Here is a 17,607-nt window from a genome sequence, read left to right on the forward strand (position 1 = left end):
TGACTACAAGATGGGGTCGCGACGGCATCCATCAAGGGGCAAGCATAAAAAAAATTTTAATTTCACCCTGATGAGATCATAGACGCCACCGATTGCGCCCATTATGATGCCGCGCCCAGTCAGGGAGAACTGACGCGGGTTTAACCATTTCACCATATTAATGATGATTTTTTTGAGGACTTATGGGCAACACTAAGTTGGCTAATCCGGCTCCGCTGGGCCTGATGGGTTTTGGCATGACCACTATCCTGCTGAACCTGCACAATATCGGGATGTTCCCGATGGATGGCATCATCCTGGCGATGGGCATTTTTTACGGCGGTATCGCGCAAATCTTCGCGGGCCTGCTGGAATATAAGAAAGGCAATACCTTCGGCTTAACCGCCTTCACCTCTTACGGTTCTTTCTGGCTGACCCTGGTTGCCATTCTGCTGCTGCCTAAAATGGGCATGGCAGACGCGGCAAACGCCCACTTCCTGGGCGTTTACCTGGGCCTGTGGGGCGTCTTCACCCTGTTCATGTTCTTCGGTACCCTGAAAGGTAACCGCATGCTGCAGTTCGTTTTCCTGAGCCTGACCGTGCTGTTCGCCCTGCTGGCGATCGGTCACCTGGTGGATAACGAAGGCATCGTTCATGTTGCAGGCTGGATTGGTCTGGTTTGCGGCGCAAGCGCTATCTACCTCGCAATGGGTGAAGTGCTGAACGAGCAGTTTGACCGCACCGTTCTACCGATTGGTGAAAAACACTGATCCCTCTGTCGTGTCCGCTTCGCGGGCACGACATCCCCTCATCTGCCCCAGCCAAATTCCTAATACCAGCCCCATCAGCGAGAGCGCGAGCACATACCAGGCTGGCGCCATCGGCGAAACACCCATCAGCACCGTCACCGCAATCGGCGTCAGCCCGCCGAAAATGGCATACGACACGTTGTAGGAAAATGAGATCCCGGTGAAGCGTACTTCCGGCGGGAAAGCTCGCACCATGACGTAAGGCACAGCACCCACTACGCCCACGCACAGCCCCACCACGCCGTACAGCAGGAACAGCTGTTCAGGATGGCTGCCTGCCAGATGGTAAAACGCCCAGCTTGATGCGGCCAGTAACAGGCTGCCGACGATAAAGGTAACGCTGGCGCCGAAACGATCTGCCGCCAGCCCGGCGGCCAGACAGCCAAAGCAGAGCATGATTGTCGCGATACTGTTCGCCTGTAACGTCACGGCAGGGGCGAAATCGTACTGCTTTTGCAGCCACACCGGGGACATCAATATCACCACCACAATGCCCGCCGAAAGCAGCCAGGTGAGCAGCATCGACACCACCACCGCTTTTTTATGACGTACCACGACCGCCTTCACCGGCAGCTCCTGCGCCAGCGCTTTGCGCTGCTGCATCTCGAGGAAAATCGGCGTCTCCTGCAGCCAGCGGCGCAGGTACATCGCGACCAGACCAAACGCCCCGCCCAGCAGGAACGGAATACGCCAGCCCCAGTCGTGCACGGCCTGCTGCGTCATGCTGGTGTTTACAATTGTCGCGACGACGGAACCGAGCAAAATCCCTACCGTTAAGCCCGCGGTTAAGGTTCCACAGGCGATTCCAATGCGGCGCGCCGGAACATGCTCCGCGACAAACACCCACGCGCCCGGCACTTCACCGCCAATCGCCGCGCCCTGAAGAACGCGCATCAGCAACAGCAGCAACGGAGCGAGAATGCCCATCGAGGCATAGGTGGGCAGCAGACCAATGGCCAACGTCGGCACGGCCATCAGCAGGATGCTAAGGGTAAACATCTTCTTGCGCCCGACCAGATCGCCAAAGTGGGCCATGATAATGCCGCCCAGCGGACGCGCCAGATACCCGGCGGCAAAAATGCCGAAGGTTTGCACCTGACGCAGCCAATCCGGGATATCCGCCGGGAAGAAGAGTTCTCCCACCACGGCGGCGAAGAAGACGAAGATGATAAAGTCGTAAAACTCCAGCGCACCGCCTAAGGCCGCGAGCGTGAGAGTTTTGTAGTCCTGTCGATTCAGAGGTCGTGTGTTATGTGACATAGCGAACCATTTTGCGTTTGTTGTGGAATTATTTTTACAGCAATCGTAAAGAAAAAATTACTATACCGTAAAAGCTTTACCACGCTATCGCCGCTTCAGCTAATGTCACATATTGGTTAATTTCAGGAGATTGTTTCGCGACGTGCGTTTTTCGGGCGAAAAGCTGCTACCACTTTCTCATCGGTTTCCACATACGGACCGTCAAGCAACTGTATACAATACGGTACACTTGCAAAGATGCCGTGAACGAGGACGCTGCCATCTTCTGCTTTCAGCCCTTCCAGCGTCTCTTTGATCGACTTCGGCTGGCCCGGCAGGTTCAGAATCAATGCCTGTTTGCGGATTACGCCCACCTGACGGGAGAGAATGGCCGTCGGGACAAAGTGTAGACTTATCTGGCGCATCTGCTCGCCAAAGCCCGGCATTTCACGATCGGCAATCGCCAGCGTTGCGTCCGGCGTCACGTCGCGGCGCGCGGGGCCGGTTCCGCCCGTCGTCAGAACAAGGTGGCAGCTCATCTCATCCACCAGCTCGCAGAGCGTCTGCTCGATGATCGGCTGTTCGTCAGGGATCAGGCGGGTCTGAATGTCAAAGGGGGTGGTCAGCGCGCTGCCAAGCCACTCTTCCAGAGCGGGGATGCCTTTATCCTGGTAAACGCCGCTGGAGGCGCGGTCAGAAATCGACACTAGGCCGATGCGTAAGGTATTCATATCCATTCCATTCAAAAAGTACTGATTAAAGGGAATGATACACGCAGAGAGGAGATTCAGACAGGGTACGAAAGAAGTCGCGTGACCGGGAGCCCGGTCACGCAGAATGATTACAGCAGGTCGCCGATCATTTTTTCCAGTTTGCCCTGGTCAACAGCAAACTTACGGATACCGTCCGCCAGCTTATCTACAGCCATTGGATCCTGGTTGTGCTGCCACAGGAACTCGGATTCAGTGATGCGCTCTGGGCGTGCTTTCACTTCACCGGTGTAAGACAGCTTACGCTCGATGGTACCTTCGCTTTCTGCCAGCTCTTTCAGCAGCGCAGGGGCGATGGTCAGGCGGTCACAGCCAGCCAGCTCGATGATTTCACCGACGTTACGGAAGCTTGCGCCCATAACCACAGTCTCATAGCCGTGCTGTTTGTAGTATTCGTAGATTTCAGTAACAGAAACCACGCCTGGATCTTCAGCCGGCGCGTACTCTTTCTTATCGGTGTTGGCTTTGTACCAGTCCAGAATACGGCCCACGAACGGAGAAATCAGGTATACGCCTGCTTCTGCACATGCACGCGCCTGCGCGAAGGAGAACAGCAGGGTCAGGTTACAGTTGATACCGTCTTTTTCCAGCTGCTCTGCCGCGCGGATACCCTGCCAGGTGGAAGCCAGTTTGATCAGGATACGGTCGTTGCTGATGCCAGCGTCGTTGTACATTTTGATCAGGCGTTTCGCTTTGGCGATAGACGCTTCGGTGTCGTAGGAGAGACGTGCATCCACTTCGGTAGAGATACGGCCAGGAACCAGCTTCAGGATTTCCAGACCGATGTTCACTGCCAGTTTGTCGGTGGCATCCACAACCTGCTGCGCGCGGTCGTTGCTCTGTGCTTTCGCCCAGGTCACTGCGTCGTCAATCAGTTTGCGATACTCAGGGATCTGTGCGGCGTTAAGGATCAGAGAAGGGTTAGTTGTGGCATCCTGCGGCTGGTACAGCTTCATTGCCGCGATATCTCCGGTGTCAGCTACGACAGTGGTGAACTGACGAAGGGAGGTCAATTTATCCGTCATGATAGTGTTTCTCTTTTAACGTGCCCTGGATAATTCACGCTACCGACAGCATGTCTGCAGCGGAAAAATGACAGGTTTACTTGTTAGGGGGATGTAACCGGTCTGCCCTGATGATAACACGACGGAGGGGTAGCGCAACCGCAGACAGTGCGCTTAGGTAGAGTATGGTAAACTCGGAAGATTAACAGGCTGCTAAGCAACAGCATGCCCAATCAGTGGTAGCGCTTACATATTCACTTTGGCATCAACAAGAGGGACGTTAATGCCTGATTTCTTTTTCTTTATTAACGAAGTCCTGTGGGGTTCGATAATGATTTACCTGCTTCTGGGAGCAGGTATTTGGTTTACGCTACGCAGTGGGTTTATCCAGTTTCGTTATATTCGCAAGTTTGGCAGAAGTCTGAAAAACAGCGTTACGCCCCAGCCGGGCGGATTAACGTCGTTTCAGGCACTCTGTACCAGCCTGGCGGCACGCCTCGGCAGCGGGAATCTGGCGGGCGTTGCGCTGGCCATCAGCGCCGGCGGGCCAGGCGCGGTCTTCTGGATGTGGGTGACGGCGCTACTCGGGATGGCCACCTCCTTTGCCGAAAGTTCGCTCGCCCAGCTGTATAAAGAGAAAGATAAAAACGGCCAGTTTCGCGGCGGTCCCGCGTGGTACATGGCGCGTGGCTTGGGGATGCGCTGGATGGGCGTTCTGTTTTCGCTTTTTTTACTGCTCGCATACGGTCTTATTTTTAATACCGTCCAGGCAAATTCTGTCGCCAATGCCCTGCGCTATGCCTTCTCCTGCCCGGAGTGGGTCGCCGGTATTGCTTTAGCCCTCGTCGTTCTGCTCACTATTTCTGCCGGTCTCAGGGGCGTTGCCCGCCTGATGCAGTGGCTGGTTCCCGTTATGGCGCTGCTTTGGGTGGTCGCGAGCCTGTTCGTCGCCGCACGGCATATCGACCAGGTGCCGGGCGTGATTGCGACCATCGTCAAAAGCGCTTTTGGCTGGCGCGAGGTAGCCTCCGGGGCGCTGGGCTATACCTTCAGCCAGGCGCTGATGGCGGGTTTTCAGCGGGGCATGTTCTCCAATGAAGCCGGAATGGGGTCAACCCCCAACGCGGCCGCTGCCGCCTCTTCCTGGCCGCCACACCCGGCCGCACAGGGCATTGTGCAGATGATTGGCGTCTTTACCGATACCATTATCATCTGCTCCGCCAGCGCCATGATTTTGCTGCTGGCAGGCCCCGTCCCGCACTCCTCTGGAACCGCCGGGATACAGCTTCTCCAGCAGGCGCTGGTGAACCTGACCGGCGGCTGGGGAGCAGGATTTGTCTCGCTCGTCCTGGTGCTGTTTGCCTTCAGTTCGATTGTGGTGAATTACCTCTACGCCGAAAATAACCTTATTTTCCTGAAGCTCGACTCCCGTACCGCAATCGGAGCCCTGCGGCTCGCGGTCATTCTGATGATCATCGCTGGCTCCTTCCTCAGTATGCCGCTGGTCTGGCAGCTGGCCGATATCATTATGGCGCTAATGGCGATCACGAACCTCACCGCTATCCTGCTGCTCTCGCCCGTTGTGACCCTGATTGCCAGAGACTATCTGCGTCAGCGCAAACTCGGCGTTCCGCCGGTATTTGATCCCGCCCGCTATCCCGATATTAAGGCGCAGCTTGCCCCCGGCACGTGGGATGATTTGCCGCGGCAATAACAGCTATCGATCAATTCAGGGCGATTTTTTGCTAAAGTCGCTCTAAATTTCCTGCAAGGACTGGATATGCTGATTCTGATTTCACCTGCAAAAACGCTCGACTACCAGAGCCCGCTCGCCACCGAGCGCTATACCCAGCCTGAACTGCTGGACTACTCGCAACAGCTGATCCGCGAAGCGCGTAAGCTCTCTGCGCCGCAAATCGCCTCGCTGATGAGCATCAGCGACAAGCTGGCCGATCTTAACGCGACCCGCTTTCACGAGTGGCACCCGGATTTCACCCCGGCGAACGCTCGCCAGGCGATTCTGGCGTTTAAAGGTGATGTCTACACCGGCCTGCAGGCGGAAGATTTTAGCGAAGCCGATTTCGATTTTGCGCAGCAGCATCTGCGCATGCTGTCGGGTCTGTACGGCGTACTGCGCCCGCTGGATCTGATGCAGCCGTATCGTCTGGAGATGGGGATTCGCCTGGAAAATGCCAAAGGCAAAGACCTGTACCATTTCTGGGGCGATATCATTACCGACAAGCTGAACGCGGCGCTGCACGCTCAGGGCGATAACGTGGTGATTAACCTGGCATCCGACGAATACTACAAGTCGGTGAAGCCGAAAAAGCTGGATGCGGAGATTATCAAACCGGTATTCCTCGACGAGAAGAACGGTAAGTTCAAAGTGATCAGCTTTTACGCCAAGAAAGCGCGAGGCCTGATGAGCCGCTACATCATCCAGAACCGCCTGACGAAGCCGGAGCAGTTAACCCAATTTAACAGCGAAGGCTATTTCTTTGACGAAGCATCGTCAGGGAAAGGCGAGCTGGTGTTTAAGCGCCACGAGCAATAAAAACAAACCCCGCCAGCTGGCGGGGTTTTGCATTAATGGCGTTTCCAGTCCGGGCCGCGATCGTCGCGGCGGTCATCGTGGTGATGGTCATCGTGACGATCGTCGTGTTTACGATGCTCATCATGTGGACGCCAGTGGTTATCACGCCAGTCATAATGCGCCTTCCACCAGTCGTGGTCGCGCCAGCGGCCGCCGTCCCAGTAATGACCGTTGTTATCCTGGTCGCCAATCTGCAGTTTGACCGCCGGTACGAGGGTAATTTCAGATGCCTGAACCGCCATGGGGGCGGCCAGCACCAGTGAAAGCGCGATGAGTGCAGGTTTCAGTGTAGACACAGGTGACTCCTTATTCTTCTTGCCCAACGTGGGCCGATGTAAGGAGAGTACGCGAGGGGAACGGGGGATGTTATTCTCTGCAATCCTAAACGCTAAGTGACCGCATTTATTGGGAATTTCTGCTTTTTTCCTGCTTTTTCTCTCCTTAATTTCTCCACAAAAAAGCCGGGTGGCGGCTTCGCCTTACCCGGCCTACGATCAGGTCGTCGTGGTCGTTGTAGGCCCGGTAAGGCGTAGTCGCCACCGGGCAACACAATCACGCGCGCGTCATCATCAGCTTACGCAGCGCGGCAAAATCCGCGGGCAGCTCATGTGACAGCAGCGGCAGGTCGGCGCGCTCGGCCAGCTCTTTCGGCAGCGGCAGCGTTTCGCCCAGGATCGCTTCCACGCTCTCTTTGAACTTCGCCGGATGCGCGGTGCCCAGGAACAGGCCATATTCACCCGGGTTAAGCTGGTCGCGCAGCGCGCGGTAGGCAATCGCCGCGTGCGGTTCAGAGGTATACCCCACCGCCTTCAGCTCGCGCATGGTTTCTTTGGTGGTTTCATCCGCCACCGCGGCGTAGCCCAGGTCACCCAGACGCCAGATCTTACGGCGGAACAGCTCTTCCACGCGCGGCCAGTTGTTCGGCTGTGACACATCCATCGCGTTGGAGAGCGTCGCCTGCGTGGCGTTCGGCGCCCACTTCCCGTCTTTCAGGAAGCGCGGCACGGTGTCGTTGGCGTTGGTCGCCGCGATAAAGCGTTTGACCGGCAGACCCAGGGATTTCGCCAGCAGGCCCGCCGTCAGGTCACCGAAGTTACCGCTCGGCACGGAGATCACCAGCTGGTTGCGCGCTTCCTGCGGCAGCTGCGCCACCGCTTCGAAGTAGTAGCAGATCTGCGCCAGCAGACGGCTGATGTTGATGGAGTTGGCAGAGTTCAGACCCAGGGCCACCTTCAGCTCTTCGTCGTCGAAAGCCTGCTTGACCAGCGCCTGGCAGGCATCGAAATCACCGTCGATCGCCACGGTTTCAATGTTGCCGCCGAGCGTACAGAACAGTTTTTCCTGCAGCGGGCTGATTTTGCCTTTCGGATAGAGGATCACTACGCGGACATTTTTCAGGCCGTAGAAGGCATGCGCCACCGCCGCACCGGTATCGCCGGAGGTCGCGGTCAGGATGGTCACCGGTTTGTCGCCGCTGATGTGGGTCAGCATCTGCGCCATAAAGCGGCCGCCGAAGTCTTTAAACGCCAGGGTCGGACCGTGGAACAGCTCCAGGCAGCCAACGTCAGGCTCAACCTGCTTCACCGGCGCCGGGAAAGCGAACGCCGCACGCACGCGCTCTTCCAGAAGCTCCTGCGGAATTTCGTCGCCGATAAACGCAGACAGAATTTTGGTGCTGCGGGTGACGAAGTCCTTCTTCAGCAGCTCGTCGATCTCGGTCAGCTGGAATTCCGGCAGGTCATGCGGGAAGAACAGCCCCTGATTTTTGCCCAGTCCCTGAGTTACCGCCTGCGCGAAGCTGACCTGCTCGTTATGATCTTTAAGGTTATAGAGTTTCATTAATTATCCCAGTACTCGTGCGCCAGCCGTGTCCAGACGGCAAATATGAACAAAGCCTTCCTGATTTTGCAGGTAGTGTTTAGAGAGCCAGTCCGCCACGCGCTGCGCGGTGTCAGGCTTGTCGCACAGGGCGAACAGCGTCGGGCCGGAGCCGGAGATGCCGCACGCCTGCGCGCCGATATCCATCGATGCCTGTCGCGCCTCGTTAAAGCCAGGCAGCAGCTTCGTGCGGTACGGCTCAGCAATGACGTCCTTCATCAGCTTCGCCGCCAGCTGCGGCTGACGGGTGTAGCAGGCGTGAATAAAGCCCGCCAGATGACGCCCGTGGGCGATACAGTCCTGGCGACGATACTGCGCGGGCAGGATCGCACGCGCTTCCGCGGTAGAGACCTTAATGCCCGGATAGGCCAGCACCCACAGCCACTCATCAAACCCTGGCACCTGCTGGCTGATGATGCCATTTTCTTCGATCATCAGCTGCATGCCGCCGAGGAAGCACGGCGCCACGTTGTCATAGTGAATGCTGCCGGAGATGCGCCCTTCCAGCTCGCCCATCAACCCCAGCAGGCGGTTGTTGTTCAGCGGCTTGCCGCAGTGCTCGTTCATCGCCACCAGCGCGGCGACCACCGAACAAGCGCTGGAACCCAGCCCCGAGCCAATCGGCATACTTTTTTCCAGCGTCATGGCAACCGGCACGTTTTTGCCGATCTCCTGACAGAAGCGTTCCCAGCACTGATAGACGATATTCTCGCGCGGGTCGGACGGCAGTTTGCTGGCGAAGCGGCCCACGTTATTCAGGCTGAAACTGTCTGCCGCTTCCACCGTGACCGTATCGCCCAGCAGCGAACCATCCACCGGCGTCACCGCCGCACCCAGCACGTCAAATCCGACGCTCATATTCGCGCTGGAAGCCGGGGCATAAACTTTGACCATGTTAAACTCCTAACTTCCATGACAGGGTACGCAGCAGATCGGCAAACACACCCGCCGCCGTAACATCGTTCCCTGCGCCATAGCCGCGAAGCACCAGCGGCAATGGCTGATAATAGTGGCTGTAAAACGCGAGGGCGTTTTCGCCGTTTTTAACTTTGTACAGCGGGTCGTTGCCATCCACTTCGGCAATCTTCACCCGGCACACGCCATCTTCTTCAATGTTGCCAACATAGCGCAATACCTTACCTTCATCACGGGCTTTCGCAACGCGCGCGGCAAAAGCATCGTCAAGCTGCGGCAAATTTGCCATGAATGCAGCGACATCACCGCTGCTGTCAAATTCTGCTGGCAGCACGGGTTCTATCACGATATCGGAAAGCTCAAGCTCACGGCCCGTTTCACGTGCCAGAATCAGCAGCTTACGCGCCACGTCCATACCAGAGAGATCGTCACGCGGATCCGGCTCGGTATAGCCCAGCTCGCGCGCGGCGCGGGTCGCTTCCGAGAGACTCATCCCCTCATCCAGCTTGCCGAAGATAAACGACAGCGAGCCGGAGAGAATGCCGGAGAAACGCTGCAGTTCGTCGCCCGCGTTCAGCAGGTTCTGCAGGTTCTCGATAACCGGCAGGCCCGCGCCCACGTTGGTGTCGTACAGGAACTTGCGGCGCGACTTGCTCGCCGCCAGACGCAGCTGGTGATAGTAATCCATCGACGAGGTGTTGGCCTTTTTGTTCGGCGTCACCACGTGGAACCCTTCGCGCAGGAAGTCGGCGTACTGGTCGGCCACCGCCTGGTTCGAGGTACAGTCGACAATCACCGGGTTAAGCAGATGATACTCTTTCACCAGGCGGATCAGGCGGCCCAGGTTGAACGGCTCTTTCGCCTCGTTCATCTCGGCCTGCCAGTTCTCCAGGTTCAGACCGTGAACATTAGTGAGCAACGCTCTGGAGTTGGCAATCCCGCAGACGCGCAGATCGATATGTTTCTTCTTCAGCCACTCCTGCTGACGCTTCACCTGCTCCAGCAGCGCGCCGCCCACGCCGCCGACGCCAATCAGGAACAGTTCGATAACCTGGTCGGTGTTGAACAGCATCTGGTGAACCACGCGTACGCCGGTGGTCGCGTCATCGTTGTCCACGACAACAGAAATTGAACGCTCTGACGAGCCCTGGGCAATCGCCACGATATTGATATTGGCGCGCGCCAGCGCGGCAAAGAACTTGGCGGAAATACCACGCAGCGTGCGCATGCCGTCGCCGACCACGGAGATAATCGCCAGGCGTTCCTGAATGGCGAGCGGCTCCAGCAGCTCTTCTTTGAGTTCCAGATAGAATTCCTCCTCCAGCGCGCGACGGGCGCGCAGGCAGTCAGCCTGCGGCACGCAGAAGCTGATGCTGTATTCGGAAGAAGACTGGGTAATCAGCACCACCGAGATACCGTTGCGGGACATAGCCGCAAAGACGCGCGCCGCCATGCCGACCATCCCCTTCATCCCCGGGCCGGAGACGCTGAACATCGCCATGTTGTTCAGGTTGGAGATGCCTTTGACCGGCAGACCGTCTTCATCGGTACTCGCGCCAATCAGCGTACCCGGCGCCTGCGGGTTACCGGTGTTTTTAATCAGGCAAGGGATCTGGAACTGGGCAATCGGGGAGATGGTACGAGGGTGAAGCACTTTGGCGCCGAAGTAGGAAAGCTCCATCGCTTCCTGGTACGACATCGATTTCAGCAGTCTGGCATCGGGTACCTGGCGCGGGTCACAGGTATAAACGCCGTCGACGTCAGTCCATATTTCACAACAGTCCGCGCGTAAACAGGCGGCCAGCACGGCGGCGGAGTAGTCGGAGCCGTTACGGCCCAGCACTACCAGCTCGCCCTTCTCGTTACCGGCGGTGAAGCCTGCCATCAGGATCATATGGTCAGAAGGAATTTTGCTCGCGGCGATACGGCGGGTTGATTCGGCAATATCAACGGTGGATTCGAGGTAGTGGCCCACCGCCAGCAGTTTTTCAACCGGGTCGATCACGGTCACGCTATGTCCGCGCGCTTCCAGCACGCCGGCCATGATGGCGATAGAGAGTTTTTCGCCCCGGCAGATCAGCGCCGCGTTGACGCTGTCCGGGCACTGGCCGAGAAGGCTGATGCCGTGCAGGACGTGTTTGATTTGTGCGAATTCCTGCTCAACGAAGGACTTCAGCTGAGCGTGTGGGAAGCCTGGCAGCGCCTCTGCCAGCCCTTGCAGCAAGTCAGCGAAGATACGCTCTGCGTCGCAGATGTTCGGGAGTGCATCCTGGCCACCGATGGTTTTTTCAATCATCGCCACCAGATGGTTCGTGATTTTTGCCGGGGCAGAGAGCACGGTAGCAACCTGCCCCTGCCTGGCGTTGCTTTCCAGGATATCGGCAACACGCAGAAAACGTTCTGCATTTGCCACTGATGTACCGCCGAACTTCAACACTCGCATGGTTCTACCTCGTTTCCTTTAGCCGAAAAAAAAGCCCGCACTGTTCAGGTGCGGGCTTTTTTTTGTTTTTCCTGTACGCGTCAGCCCGCATCGTTACCTGTGGTAATGATGATGGTTGTAGTAATGGTGGTGATGCTGATGCGTTTCATGGATGTTGTGTACTCTGTCATTATTATCTGTCTGTCCTGTATTCTTTTAGGGTTAAAGGATCGGGCACCTTAAGTCAACGAATTTTTAATTTGATCACAATTCAGGAGACTCTCACGTCCCGCTGTTTGCAGATTTATTTTCATCCGATTCGCCCAAGTGCAACCCATCAGTACAGACTTATTCACCATAGTAAAAACTTATGACAGGATTTTATTCCGCCAATTTTTTTTCAATATCGTGCAGCAAACGGTGCAGCATTGCGGTGTCCCGCTGCTCAAGACGCCCCAAACGCTGCTGCAACCAGTCAGCCATTTTTTGATCGTCCGCCACACCCAGCTGAGACAACAGTTGCTCAACGCGAGCGCGCAGGGCAGCCAGCTGATTTTCATTTGCCCCTTCTGCCGGAGGTTGAGGGATTTGTATTAGGGAGGCTAATTGATAGCAATAGACCATGACCGCCTGGCCTAAATTCAGGGAGGGATAATCGGCGACCATCGGCGCACCGGTAAGAACGTCCGCCAGCTCCAGCTCTTCGTTGGTTAATCCGGAATCTTCGCGACCAAACACCAGCGCGGCTTTATCCAGCCACTGGCTTTTCTCGCTCAGCATCGGCACCAGCTCCGCTGGCGTGGCATAGTAATGGAACTTCGCCCGGCTGCGCGCGGTGGTCGCAACGGTAAACGAAATGTCGTGCAGCGCATCAGCAAGCGTCGCGTAAGTGGTTATATTATCGAGGATATCGCCCGATCCGTGCGCTACCCAACGAGCCGCAGGCTCCAGGTGGGCAGCGCTGTCCACGATACGTAAATCGGTGAATCCCATGGTCTTCATGGCGCGCGCGGCAGCGCCTATATTTTCGGCTCTGGCTGGGGCAACCAGTACAATCGACAGATGCATTTATGCTCTCTTTTTAATCAGTTAGCGGGCAAAAATGTGATGCACTTCAACATATTACGCGGCGCGAATTTACAAAAATGCAACACAAATCACCGAAATAGCGTTTCATAACAAATTAAAAACGCTAAACTATTCCTTGTCTGAACAATCAGTTAGAATGTTAACAGAACACTATTATCCCCATGTTTTATAATGATAATAGCGACATGAATACCCTATTCTGATTGGATTCGCTTCGTTTATAAATCAATGTCCGCAACTAGTTGGTTTATTGAAAAATTGTGACAAAGGCTAGCATTCCGCTACGATGATTTCATCAAACTGTTAACGTGCTACAATTGAACTTGATATATGTCAACGAAGCGTAGTTTTATTGGGTGTCTGGTGTCACTTAGCCTGTTATGTTGCTGTTAAAATGGTTAGGATGACAGCCGTTTTTGACACTGTCGGGTCCAAAGGGAAAGTACCCAAGACCAAGCTAATGATGTTGTTGACGTTGATGGAAAGTGCATCAAGAACGCAATTACGTACTTTAGTCACGTTAAGCCGATCATGTTAATTTGCGACATGCATCAGGCAGGTCAGGGACTTTTGTACTTCCTGTTTCGATTTAGTTGGCAATTTAGGTAGCAAACATGCAGACCCCGCACATTCTTATCGTTGAAGACGAGTTGGTAACACGCAACACGTTAAAGAGCATTTTCGAAGCAGAAGGCTACGATGTCTTTGAAGCGACCGATGGCGCAGAGATGCATCAGATCCTTTCTGAAAATGATATCAACCTGGTGATCATGGATATTAACCTGCCGGGCAAAAACGGTCTTCTTCTGGCGCGCGAACTGCGCGAGCAGGCGAACGTCGCGTTAATGTTCCTGACGGGCCGTGATAACGAAGTTGATAAAATTCTTGGCCTGGAAATCGGTGCGGATGACTACATCACCAAGCCGTTCAATCCTCGCGAGTTAACCATTCGTGCACGCAACCTGCTGTCCCGCACCATGAACCTGGGTACGGTCAGCGAAGAGCGTCGTAGCGTAGACAGCTACAAATTCAACGGCTGGGAACTTGATATCAATAGCCGTTCGCTGATTAGCCCGAACGGTGAGCAGTATAAACTGCCGCGCAGTGAATTCCGCGCGATGCTGCACTTCTGCGAAAACCCGGGCAAAATTCAGTCCCGTGCAGAGCTGCTGAAGAAAATGACCGGCCGTGAGCTGAAACCGCACGACCGTACCGTAGACGTGACCATTCGTCGTATTCGTAAGCATTTCGAATCTACGCCAGATACGCCGGAAATCATCGCCACGATCCACGGCGAAGGCTATCGTTTCTGCGGCGATCTGCAGGAGTAATCCCGCAGTTAACGCATTAAAAAACGGCGCATTTGCGCCGTTTTTTTTATTTCCAGATCCGCATCGTATCGTTATCAGGTGCTGCGGGTGGCTCTGGTCGCTTCGGCTGAGAGAGCGAGTACCAGTCGAAATGCCGGGTCAGGTACATCACCGCGAACAGCGCCAGGGCAAGAACAGCAGAGCCCAGTAGCAATGCGCTGTCCTCCGAGCGCAGCAGGAACCACATCACGACATCCAGTCCGAGTAGTGCCAGCACAAACAGCCCGCTGCGTTTCCAGCTTTTCAGCACGGCCTGCAGGTACATTCCGTTCATCGCTGCGCCAACCAGGCTTGCAACAACCCAGGCTGGCGTAAACCCGACGTGTTCAGACAGCGCCAGCAACACCAGATAGAACAGGACCAGCGACAGCCCCACCAGCAGATACTGCATCGGATGAAGGCGTAATCCGGTTAAGGTTTCGAAGACAAAGAAAGCCATAAACGTCAGCGCAATCAGCAAAATAGCGTATTTAATTGCCCGGTCGGTCAATTGATACTGGTCGGCTGGCGTCGCTACCGTCACGCTAAAGGCCGGGAGCGCCTCCCACTCCGGCGACTCCTTGCCGTAGAACCAGCTCTCAAGGTTATTTGCAAACCAGCTGCTCTGCCAGTTCGCCTGGAAACCAGACTCGCCTATCTGATGCTTAACAGGGAGATAATCGCCCATAAAGCCCGGATGCGGCCAGTTGCTGTTGAGCGTCATCTCGCTATTACGCCCTACCGGTACCACCGCAAAACTGCCAGTTCCCGCCAGGCTGAGGGACATCTCAAGCGCAAACGTTTTGGCTTCCAGCGCTTTGTCGGTCAGCAGGATATGGATCCCAGCAAGCGCACCGTAGACGCCTGAACCGGGTTCCACGCTTAGGGTCTCACCATTGATTTTAGAGATACTAACCGTGCCAATACCCCGCGCGTCGCCAACGCCCGTCACGATAAACGGCTGCCCTGTCGCGATCGTTTCCCCTTTCAACTGCTTCAGCTCTTCGGTATTAAACTGCGCTTTTATCTTCAGGTCCGTGTTCCAGATCTGCCCGTCATAGATACCAATATTTCTCGACTCAACGCGCTGGTTCCCTTCAACAACCAGAGATTCCGGCAGAATGAAATGCATGTAGCTTTTCTTGTATTCGACCTTCTTCTCATCCTCTATCTTATAAAAGATCTCCGTCATCGGAATCGCAATCATCGGGCCGACCAGTTTTTGCGGTCCGCTGGTACTCTGGCGAAGCGTATTTTCGACATCATTGTGGTAGCTCTCCCGCTCTGATATCAGGTTACTGACCATAAAAAGCGGAACTAACAGCAGCAGGATGCACCCCAGCAGGGTGCTAATTTTCCAGAACAGTGGGGATTTCATCATTACGTCTCCTTTGTGATGAGGAGAGCGTAACCAGGCCGTGTGGGGTTAGTTTGAAGTTATGTGAAGGGACGGTGAAGTATCAGCGTGGCCATCACGCCACCTTCATCACGATTACGCAATGTAATCTCTCCCTGATGCAGACGCGCCACCTCCTGAACAAACGCCAGCCCGAGCCCGCTGCTCTTCAATCCGTTCTCCCGCGGCAGAGAATAAAAGCGCTCAAAAATACGATCCAGCGCGTAATCCGGGATCCCGCTTCCGCTGTCGGTGACGATCAGCTGTATCTGCCCCTGCACTTCCCGGGCCGCCAGTTCAATGGCGCCGCCCTGCGGCGTAAAATCGATAGCGTTATCCAGTAAATTACCGAGTGCCTGTTCGAGCAGGTCGGGATCGCCTTCAACATGAATCGAAGCGGGCTGAAGGGTCAGTACAATCTCTTTTGCTGCCAACAGCGCCGAGCGCGCGTCGGCAAGACGCGTAAACAGCAGGTCGACACGGACGATCTGAGGCGTAATTTCGACCCGATTTTCAAGACGCGACTGAGTGAGCAGTTTTTCAACCAGCGACTGCATACGTGCGTTTTGCACCAGAATATTATCGATAAACCGCGCGGCCACCTGCGGCGGCGGCTGCTCGGAGAGAATTTCCGCCGCGCCGCGTATGGCGGCGATGGGGCTTTTCAGCTCGTGGGTCAGCGCATGGACATAGTGTTCAATGTAGTTTTTCCCTTCCAGGCGAATGCGCATACTCTCCAGCGCCAATGCCAGCTTGTGCAGTTCGCTACTGCCAGGATTAGGCAGCGGGAGAGGCGTATCCGTGGTCACCGAGTCGGCATAGCGCGATAACGTCGCGATAGATCGATTGATCCACCACGCCACAACGAGGCCAATCAGCAGGGCAATGCCGAGCAGCGCCCCGCCTGCCCACAGGATCCGCCGCTCGCTGCGATGGATAACCGGTGCCATCGCGCTGTTAGGTTTCCCGACCGACACCACGCCGATAATCTTGCCCTGCTCCACAACCGGCGCGGCAACATACATCACCGTGCTCTCCGGATCGTCGGGATGGCTCTGGGTACTGCGCGCGCCGTATTCACCGCGAAGCGTCAGCCAGACATCGTTCCAGCGCGAGTAATCTTGCCCCACGGCCAGACCGGCGGAATCAAATACCACTCTGCCCTGCGCATCGGTCATGTAGACGTGGTACTCGTTACGCACTTTATGAATCCCGCCGATATTGGCGCGGAAAGGGCGCTGATGAAGCTGAGAAAAGGCCTGCGCCAGTTTACCCTGCTGCGCATGGCCCGAAAGCAAATCATCACGCCCAATTTCAGCCAGCAGGGTCGCGGTATCGATTAACGTGCCCTCGGTTGCCCTGCGCACGCCGGGCTTTACTTCCTGAACAAAGATCGACAGCACAAACCACGCGGCGATGGCCACGATCAGGAAGTACCCCAGCAATAGCCGCATCCCAATGCGCATCAGTAAAGGCCCAGACTGTAGCCCATACCGCGATGGGTGCTGATGGGTGAGAGTTCCTCGTTCACAGCCCGCAGCTTGGCGCGCAGGGTTTTGATGTGGGTGTCCACGGTACGATCGAAGCTGTCGCCGTCTTCACCCCACACCTTGTCCATGAGCTGCTGACGAGAAAAGACCCGCCCGGGGGCCTGCAACAAGGTTTTGAGCAGCAAGAATTCGTAGCGGGTCAGGGGCAGTGCTTCCCCGCACCAGCTGATTCGCGCGGCAGGCTCGTTCAGTTCAAACTGCCCGATACGCAACGTTGCTGATGGTGCGGCGGATTTCTGCATGCGCCGTAAAATCGTCCGCACCCGGGCGCAGACTTCACGGGGTGAGAAAGGTTTCGCAACATAGTCGTCAGCCCCCATTTCCAGGCCAAGCAGCTTGTCTACCTCATCACTGCGCGCCGTCAGAAACAGCACGGGCAGTGAGGGATGCTGCGCCAGCAGCTGGCGGCAAAGCTCAAATCCACTGATGTCCGGCAGCCCGACGTCCAGAATGGCGAGCGCCGGAACCTGCCGCCGCGCCGCCTCCAGCACGGGTAAACCGCGTTCAAACGCCTTTACCGCGAATCCTTCCTGCTGAAGCATGTAGATCAGCGTATCGGCGATACTGGTTTCGTCTTCAACCAGCCAGACCACAGGTTGTTGCATGATTCATCC

The 17,607-nt window shown here is 56.0% G+C and carries 17 protein-coding genes and 1 other annotated feature; of the genes, 4 read left to right on the forward strand and 13 right to left on the reverse strand.

Annotated features, from left to right (window positions below; all coding sequences use genetic code 11):
- Positions 1-182: 182 nt before the first annotated feature.
- Positions 183-749 (forward strand): acetate uptake transporter, encoded by a 567-nt coding sequence (satP, locus tag IM317_RS12200; RefSeq protein WP_008502042.1) that lies wholly within the window; start codon positions 183-185, stop codon positions 747-749.
- On the opposite strand, the gene IM317_RS12205 is transcribed toward satP, so the two are convergent.
- The 3 genes from IM317_RS12205 to tal all read right to left on the reverse strand — a co-directional run bounded on the left by IM317_RS12205 (position 726) and on the right by tal (position 3,822).
- Positions 726-2,048, reverse strand: a complete 1,323-nt coding sequence (locus IM317_RS12205; RefSeq protein ID WP_033144597.1) for an MFS transporter — start codon at positions 2,046-2,048, stop codon at positions 726-728. The genes satP and IM317_RS12205 overlap by 24 nt on opposite strands.
- A gap of 122 nt (positions 2,049-2,170) precedes the next feature.
- Positions 2,171-2,758 carry a molybdopterin adenylyltransferase gene (mog, locus tag IM317_RS12210; protein ID WP_023310343.1) on the reverse strand — a complete coding sequence of 196 codons (588 nt, stop codon included), beginning with the start codon at positions 2,756-2,758 and terminating at the stop codon, positions 2,171-2,173.
- A 110-nt stretch (positions 2,759-2,868) separates the two neighbouring features.
- Positions 2,869-3,822, reverse strand: coding sequence for a transaldolase (tal, locus tag IM317_RS12215; RefSeq protein WP_023310342.1), 954 nt, complete (start codon positions 3,820-3,822; stop codon positions 2,869-2,871).
- A 262-nt stretch (positions 3,823-4,084) separates the two neighbouring features.
- Between tal and IM317_RS12220 the strand changes: the two genes are divergently transcribed.
- Both IM317_RS12220 and yaaA read left to right on the forward strand, forming a co-directional pair.
- Complete coding sequence (locus tag IM317_RS12220) at positions 4,085-5,515, forward strand: sodium:alanine symporter family protein (protein WP_033144596.1); 1,431 nt, start codon at positions 4,085-4,087, stop codon at positions 5,513-5,515.
- Between the two features lie 66 nt (positions 5,516-5,581).
- The gene (gene yaaA / locus IM317_RS12225) at positions 5,582-6,355 is read left to right on the forward strand and encodes a peroxide stress protein YaaA (protein ID WP_033144595.1); all 774 of its coding nucleotides are present in this window, start codon (positions 5,582-5,584) and stop codon (positions 6,353-6,355) included.
- 32 nt (positions 6,356-6,387) lie between these two features.
- On the opposite strand, the gene IM317_RS12230 is transcribed toward yaaA, so the two are convergent.
- The 7 genes from IM317_RS12230 to yjjY form a co-directional block, all read right to left on the reverse strand.
- Positions 6,388-6,690: a DUF2502 domain-containing protein gene (locus tag IM317_RS12230; RefSeq protein ID WP_033144594.1), complete on the reverse strand. Its 303-nt coding sequence runs from the start codon at positions 6,688-6,690 to the stop codon at positions 6,388-6,390.
- A 256-nt stretch (positions 6,691-6,946) separates the two neighbouring features.
- Complete coding sequence (gene thrC, locus IM317_RS12235; protein WP_033144593.1) at positions 6,947-8,233, reverse strand: threonine synthase; 1,287 nt, start codon at positions 8,231-8,233, stop codon at positions 6,947-6,949.
- Positions 8,234-8,236: 3 nt separating this feature from the next.
- Positions 8,237-9,166, reverse strand: coding sequence for a homoserine kinase (thrB, locus tag IM317_RS12240; protein ID WP_023310337.1), 930 nt, complete (start codon positions 9,164-9,166; stop codon positions 8,237-8,239).
- Position 9,167: 1 nt separating this feature from the next.
- Positions 9,168-11,630, reverse strand: coding sequence for a bifunctional aspartate kinase/homoserine dehydrogenase I (gene thrA, locus IM317_RS12245; RefSeq protein ID WP_033144592.1), 2,463 nt, complete (start codon positions 11,628-11,630; stop codon positions 9,168-9,170).
- 24 nt (positions 11,631-11,654) lie between these two features.
- Positions 11,655-11,772: a sequence feature (Thr leader region), on the reverse strand.
- Positions 11,711-11,779, reverse strand: coding sequence for a thr operon leader peptide (gene thrL, locus IM317_RS12250; RefSeq protein ID WP_015572623.1), 69 nt, complete (start codon positions 11,777-11,779; stop codon positions 11,711-11,713). It overlaps the preceding feature by 62 nt.
- Positions 11,780-11,990: 211 nt before the next feature.
- Positions 11,991-12,677 carry a tRNA/rRNA methyltransferase gene (locus IM317_RS12255; RefSeq protein ID WP_033144591.1) on the reverse strand — a complete coding sequence of 229 codons (687 nt, stop codon included), beginning with the start codon at positions 12,675-12,677 and terminating at the stop codon, positions 11,991-11,993.
- Positions 12,678-13,076: 399 nt separating this feature from the next.
- Positions 13,077-13,217 carry a protein YjjY gene (gene yjjY, locus IM317_RS12260; RefSeq protein ID WP_085928893.1) on the reverse strand — a complete coding sequence of 47 codons (141 nt, stop codon included), beginning with the start codon at positions 13,215-13,217 and terminating at the stop codon, positions 13,077-13,079.
- Positions 13,218-13,312: 95 nt separating this feature from the next.
- Between yjjY and arcA the strand changes: the two genes are divergently transcribed.
- Complete coding sequence (gene arcA / locus IM317_RS12265) at positions 13,313-14,029, forward strand: two-component system response regulator ArcA (RefSeq protein ID WP_003856501.1); 717 nt, start codon at positions 13,313-13,315, stop codon at positions 14,027-14,029.
- Between the two features lie 46 nt (positions 14,030-14,075).
- On the opposite strand, the gene creD is transcribed toward arcA, so the two are convergent.
- Genes creD through creB form a run of 3 tightly spaced genes read right to left on the reverse strand, consistent with a single transcriptional unit; the run spans position 14,076 to position 17,598 of the window.
- Positions 14,076-15,428 carry a cell envelope integrity protein CreD gene (creD, locus tag IM317_RS12270; RefSeq protein WP_033144590.1) on the reverse strand — a complete coding sequence of 451 codons (1,353 nt, stop codon included), beginning with the start codon at positions 15,426-15,428 and terminating at the stop codon, positions 14,076-14,078.
- Between the two features lie 56 nt (positions 15,429-15,484).
- Complete coding sequence (gene creC / locus IM317_RS12275; RefSeq protein ID WP_033144589.1) at positions 15,485-16,909, reverse strand: two-component system sensor histidine kinase CreC; 1,425 nt, start codon at positions 16,907-16,909, stop codon at positions 15,485-15,487.
- The gene (gene creB, locus IM317_RS12280) at positions 16,909-17,598 is read right to left on the reverse strand and encodes a two-component system response regulator CreB (RefSeq protein ID WP_033144588.1); all 690 of its coding nucleotides are present in this window, start codon (positions 17,596-17,598) and stop codon (positions 16,909-16,911) included. Before creB ends, creC begins: the two co-directional genes overlap by 1 nt.
- Positions 17,599-17,607: the final 9 nt, after the last annotated feature.

Source organism: Enterobacter cloacae complex sp. S3 (genome assembly GCF_014930495.1).
Lineage (GTDB): Bacteria > Pseudomonadota > Gammaproteobacteria > Enterobacterales > Enterobacteriaceae > Enterobacter > Enterobacter asburiae_B.

Bases quoted from the DNA above. Each gene is read 5' to 3' on its own strand.
- IM317_RS12220 (WP_033144596.1), top strand. From the start codon at position 4,085: ATGCCTGATTTCTTTTTCTTTATTAACGAAGTCCTGTGGGGTTCGATA.
- satP (WP_008502042.1), top strand. From the start codon at position 183: ATGGGCAACACTAAGTTGGCTAATCCGGCTCCGCTGGGCCTGATGGGT.
- thrA (WP_033144592.1), bottom strand. From the start codon at position 11,630: ATGCGAGTGTTGAAGTTCGGCGGTACATCAGTGGCAAATGCAGAACGT.
- IM317_RS12255 (WP_033144591.1), bottom strand. From the start codon at position 12,677: ATGCATCTGTCGATTGTACTGGTTGCCCCAGCCAGAGCCGAAAATATA.
- tal (WP_023310342.1), bottom strand. From the start codon at position 3,822: ATGACGGATAAATTGACCTCCCTTCGTCAGTTCACCACTGTCGTAGCT.
- thrC (WP_033144593.1), bottom strand. From the start codon at position 8,233: ATGAAACTCTATAACCTTAAAGATCATAACGAGCAGGTCAGCTTCGCG.
- IM317_RS12205 (WP_033144597.1), bottom strand. From the start codon at position 2,048: ATGTCACATAACACACGACCTCTGAATCGACAGGACTACAAAACTCTC.
- mog (WP_023310343.1), bottom strand. From the start codon at position 2,758: ATGAATACCTTACGCATCGGCCTAGTGTCGATTTCTGACCGCGCCTCC.
- creC (WP_033144589.1), bottom strand. From the start codon at position 16,909: ATGCGCATTGGGATGCGGCTATTGCTGGGGTACTTCCTGATCGTGGCC.
- creD (WP_033144590.1), bottom strand. From the start codon at position 15,428: ATGATGAAATCCCCACTGTTCTGGAAAATTAGCACCCTGCTGGGGTGC.
- thrB (WP_023310337.1), bottom strand. From the start codon at position 9,166: ATGGTCAAAGTTTATGCCCCGGCTTCCAGCGCGAATATGAGCGTCGGA.
- creB (WP_033144588.1), bottom strand. From the start codon at position 17,598: ATGCAACAACCTGTGGTCTGGCTGGTTGAAGACGAAACCAGTATCGCC.
- yaaA (WP_033144595.1), top strand. From the start codon at position 5,582: ATGCTGATTCTGATTTCACCTGCAAAAACGCTCGACTACCAGAGCCCG.
- arcA (WP_003856501.1), top strand. From the start codon at position 13,313: ATGCAGACCCCGCACATTCTTATCGTTGAAGACGAGTTGGTAACACGC.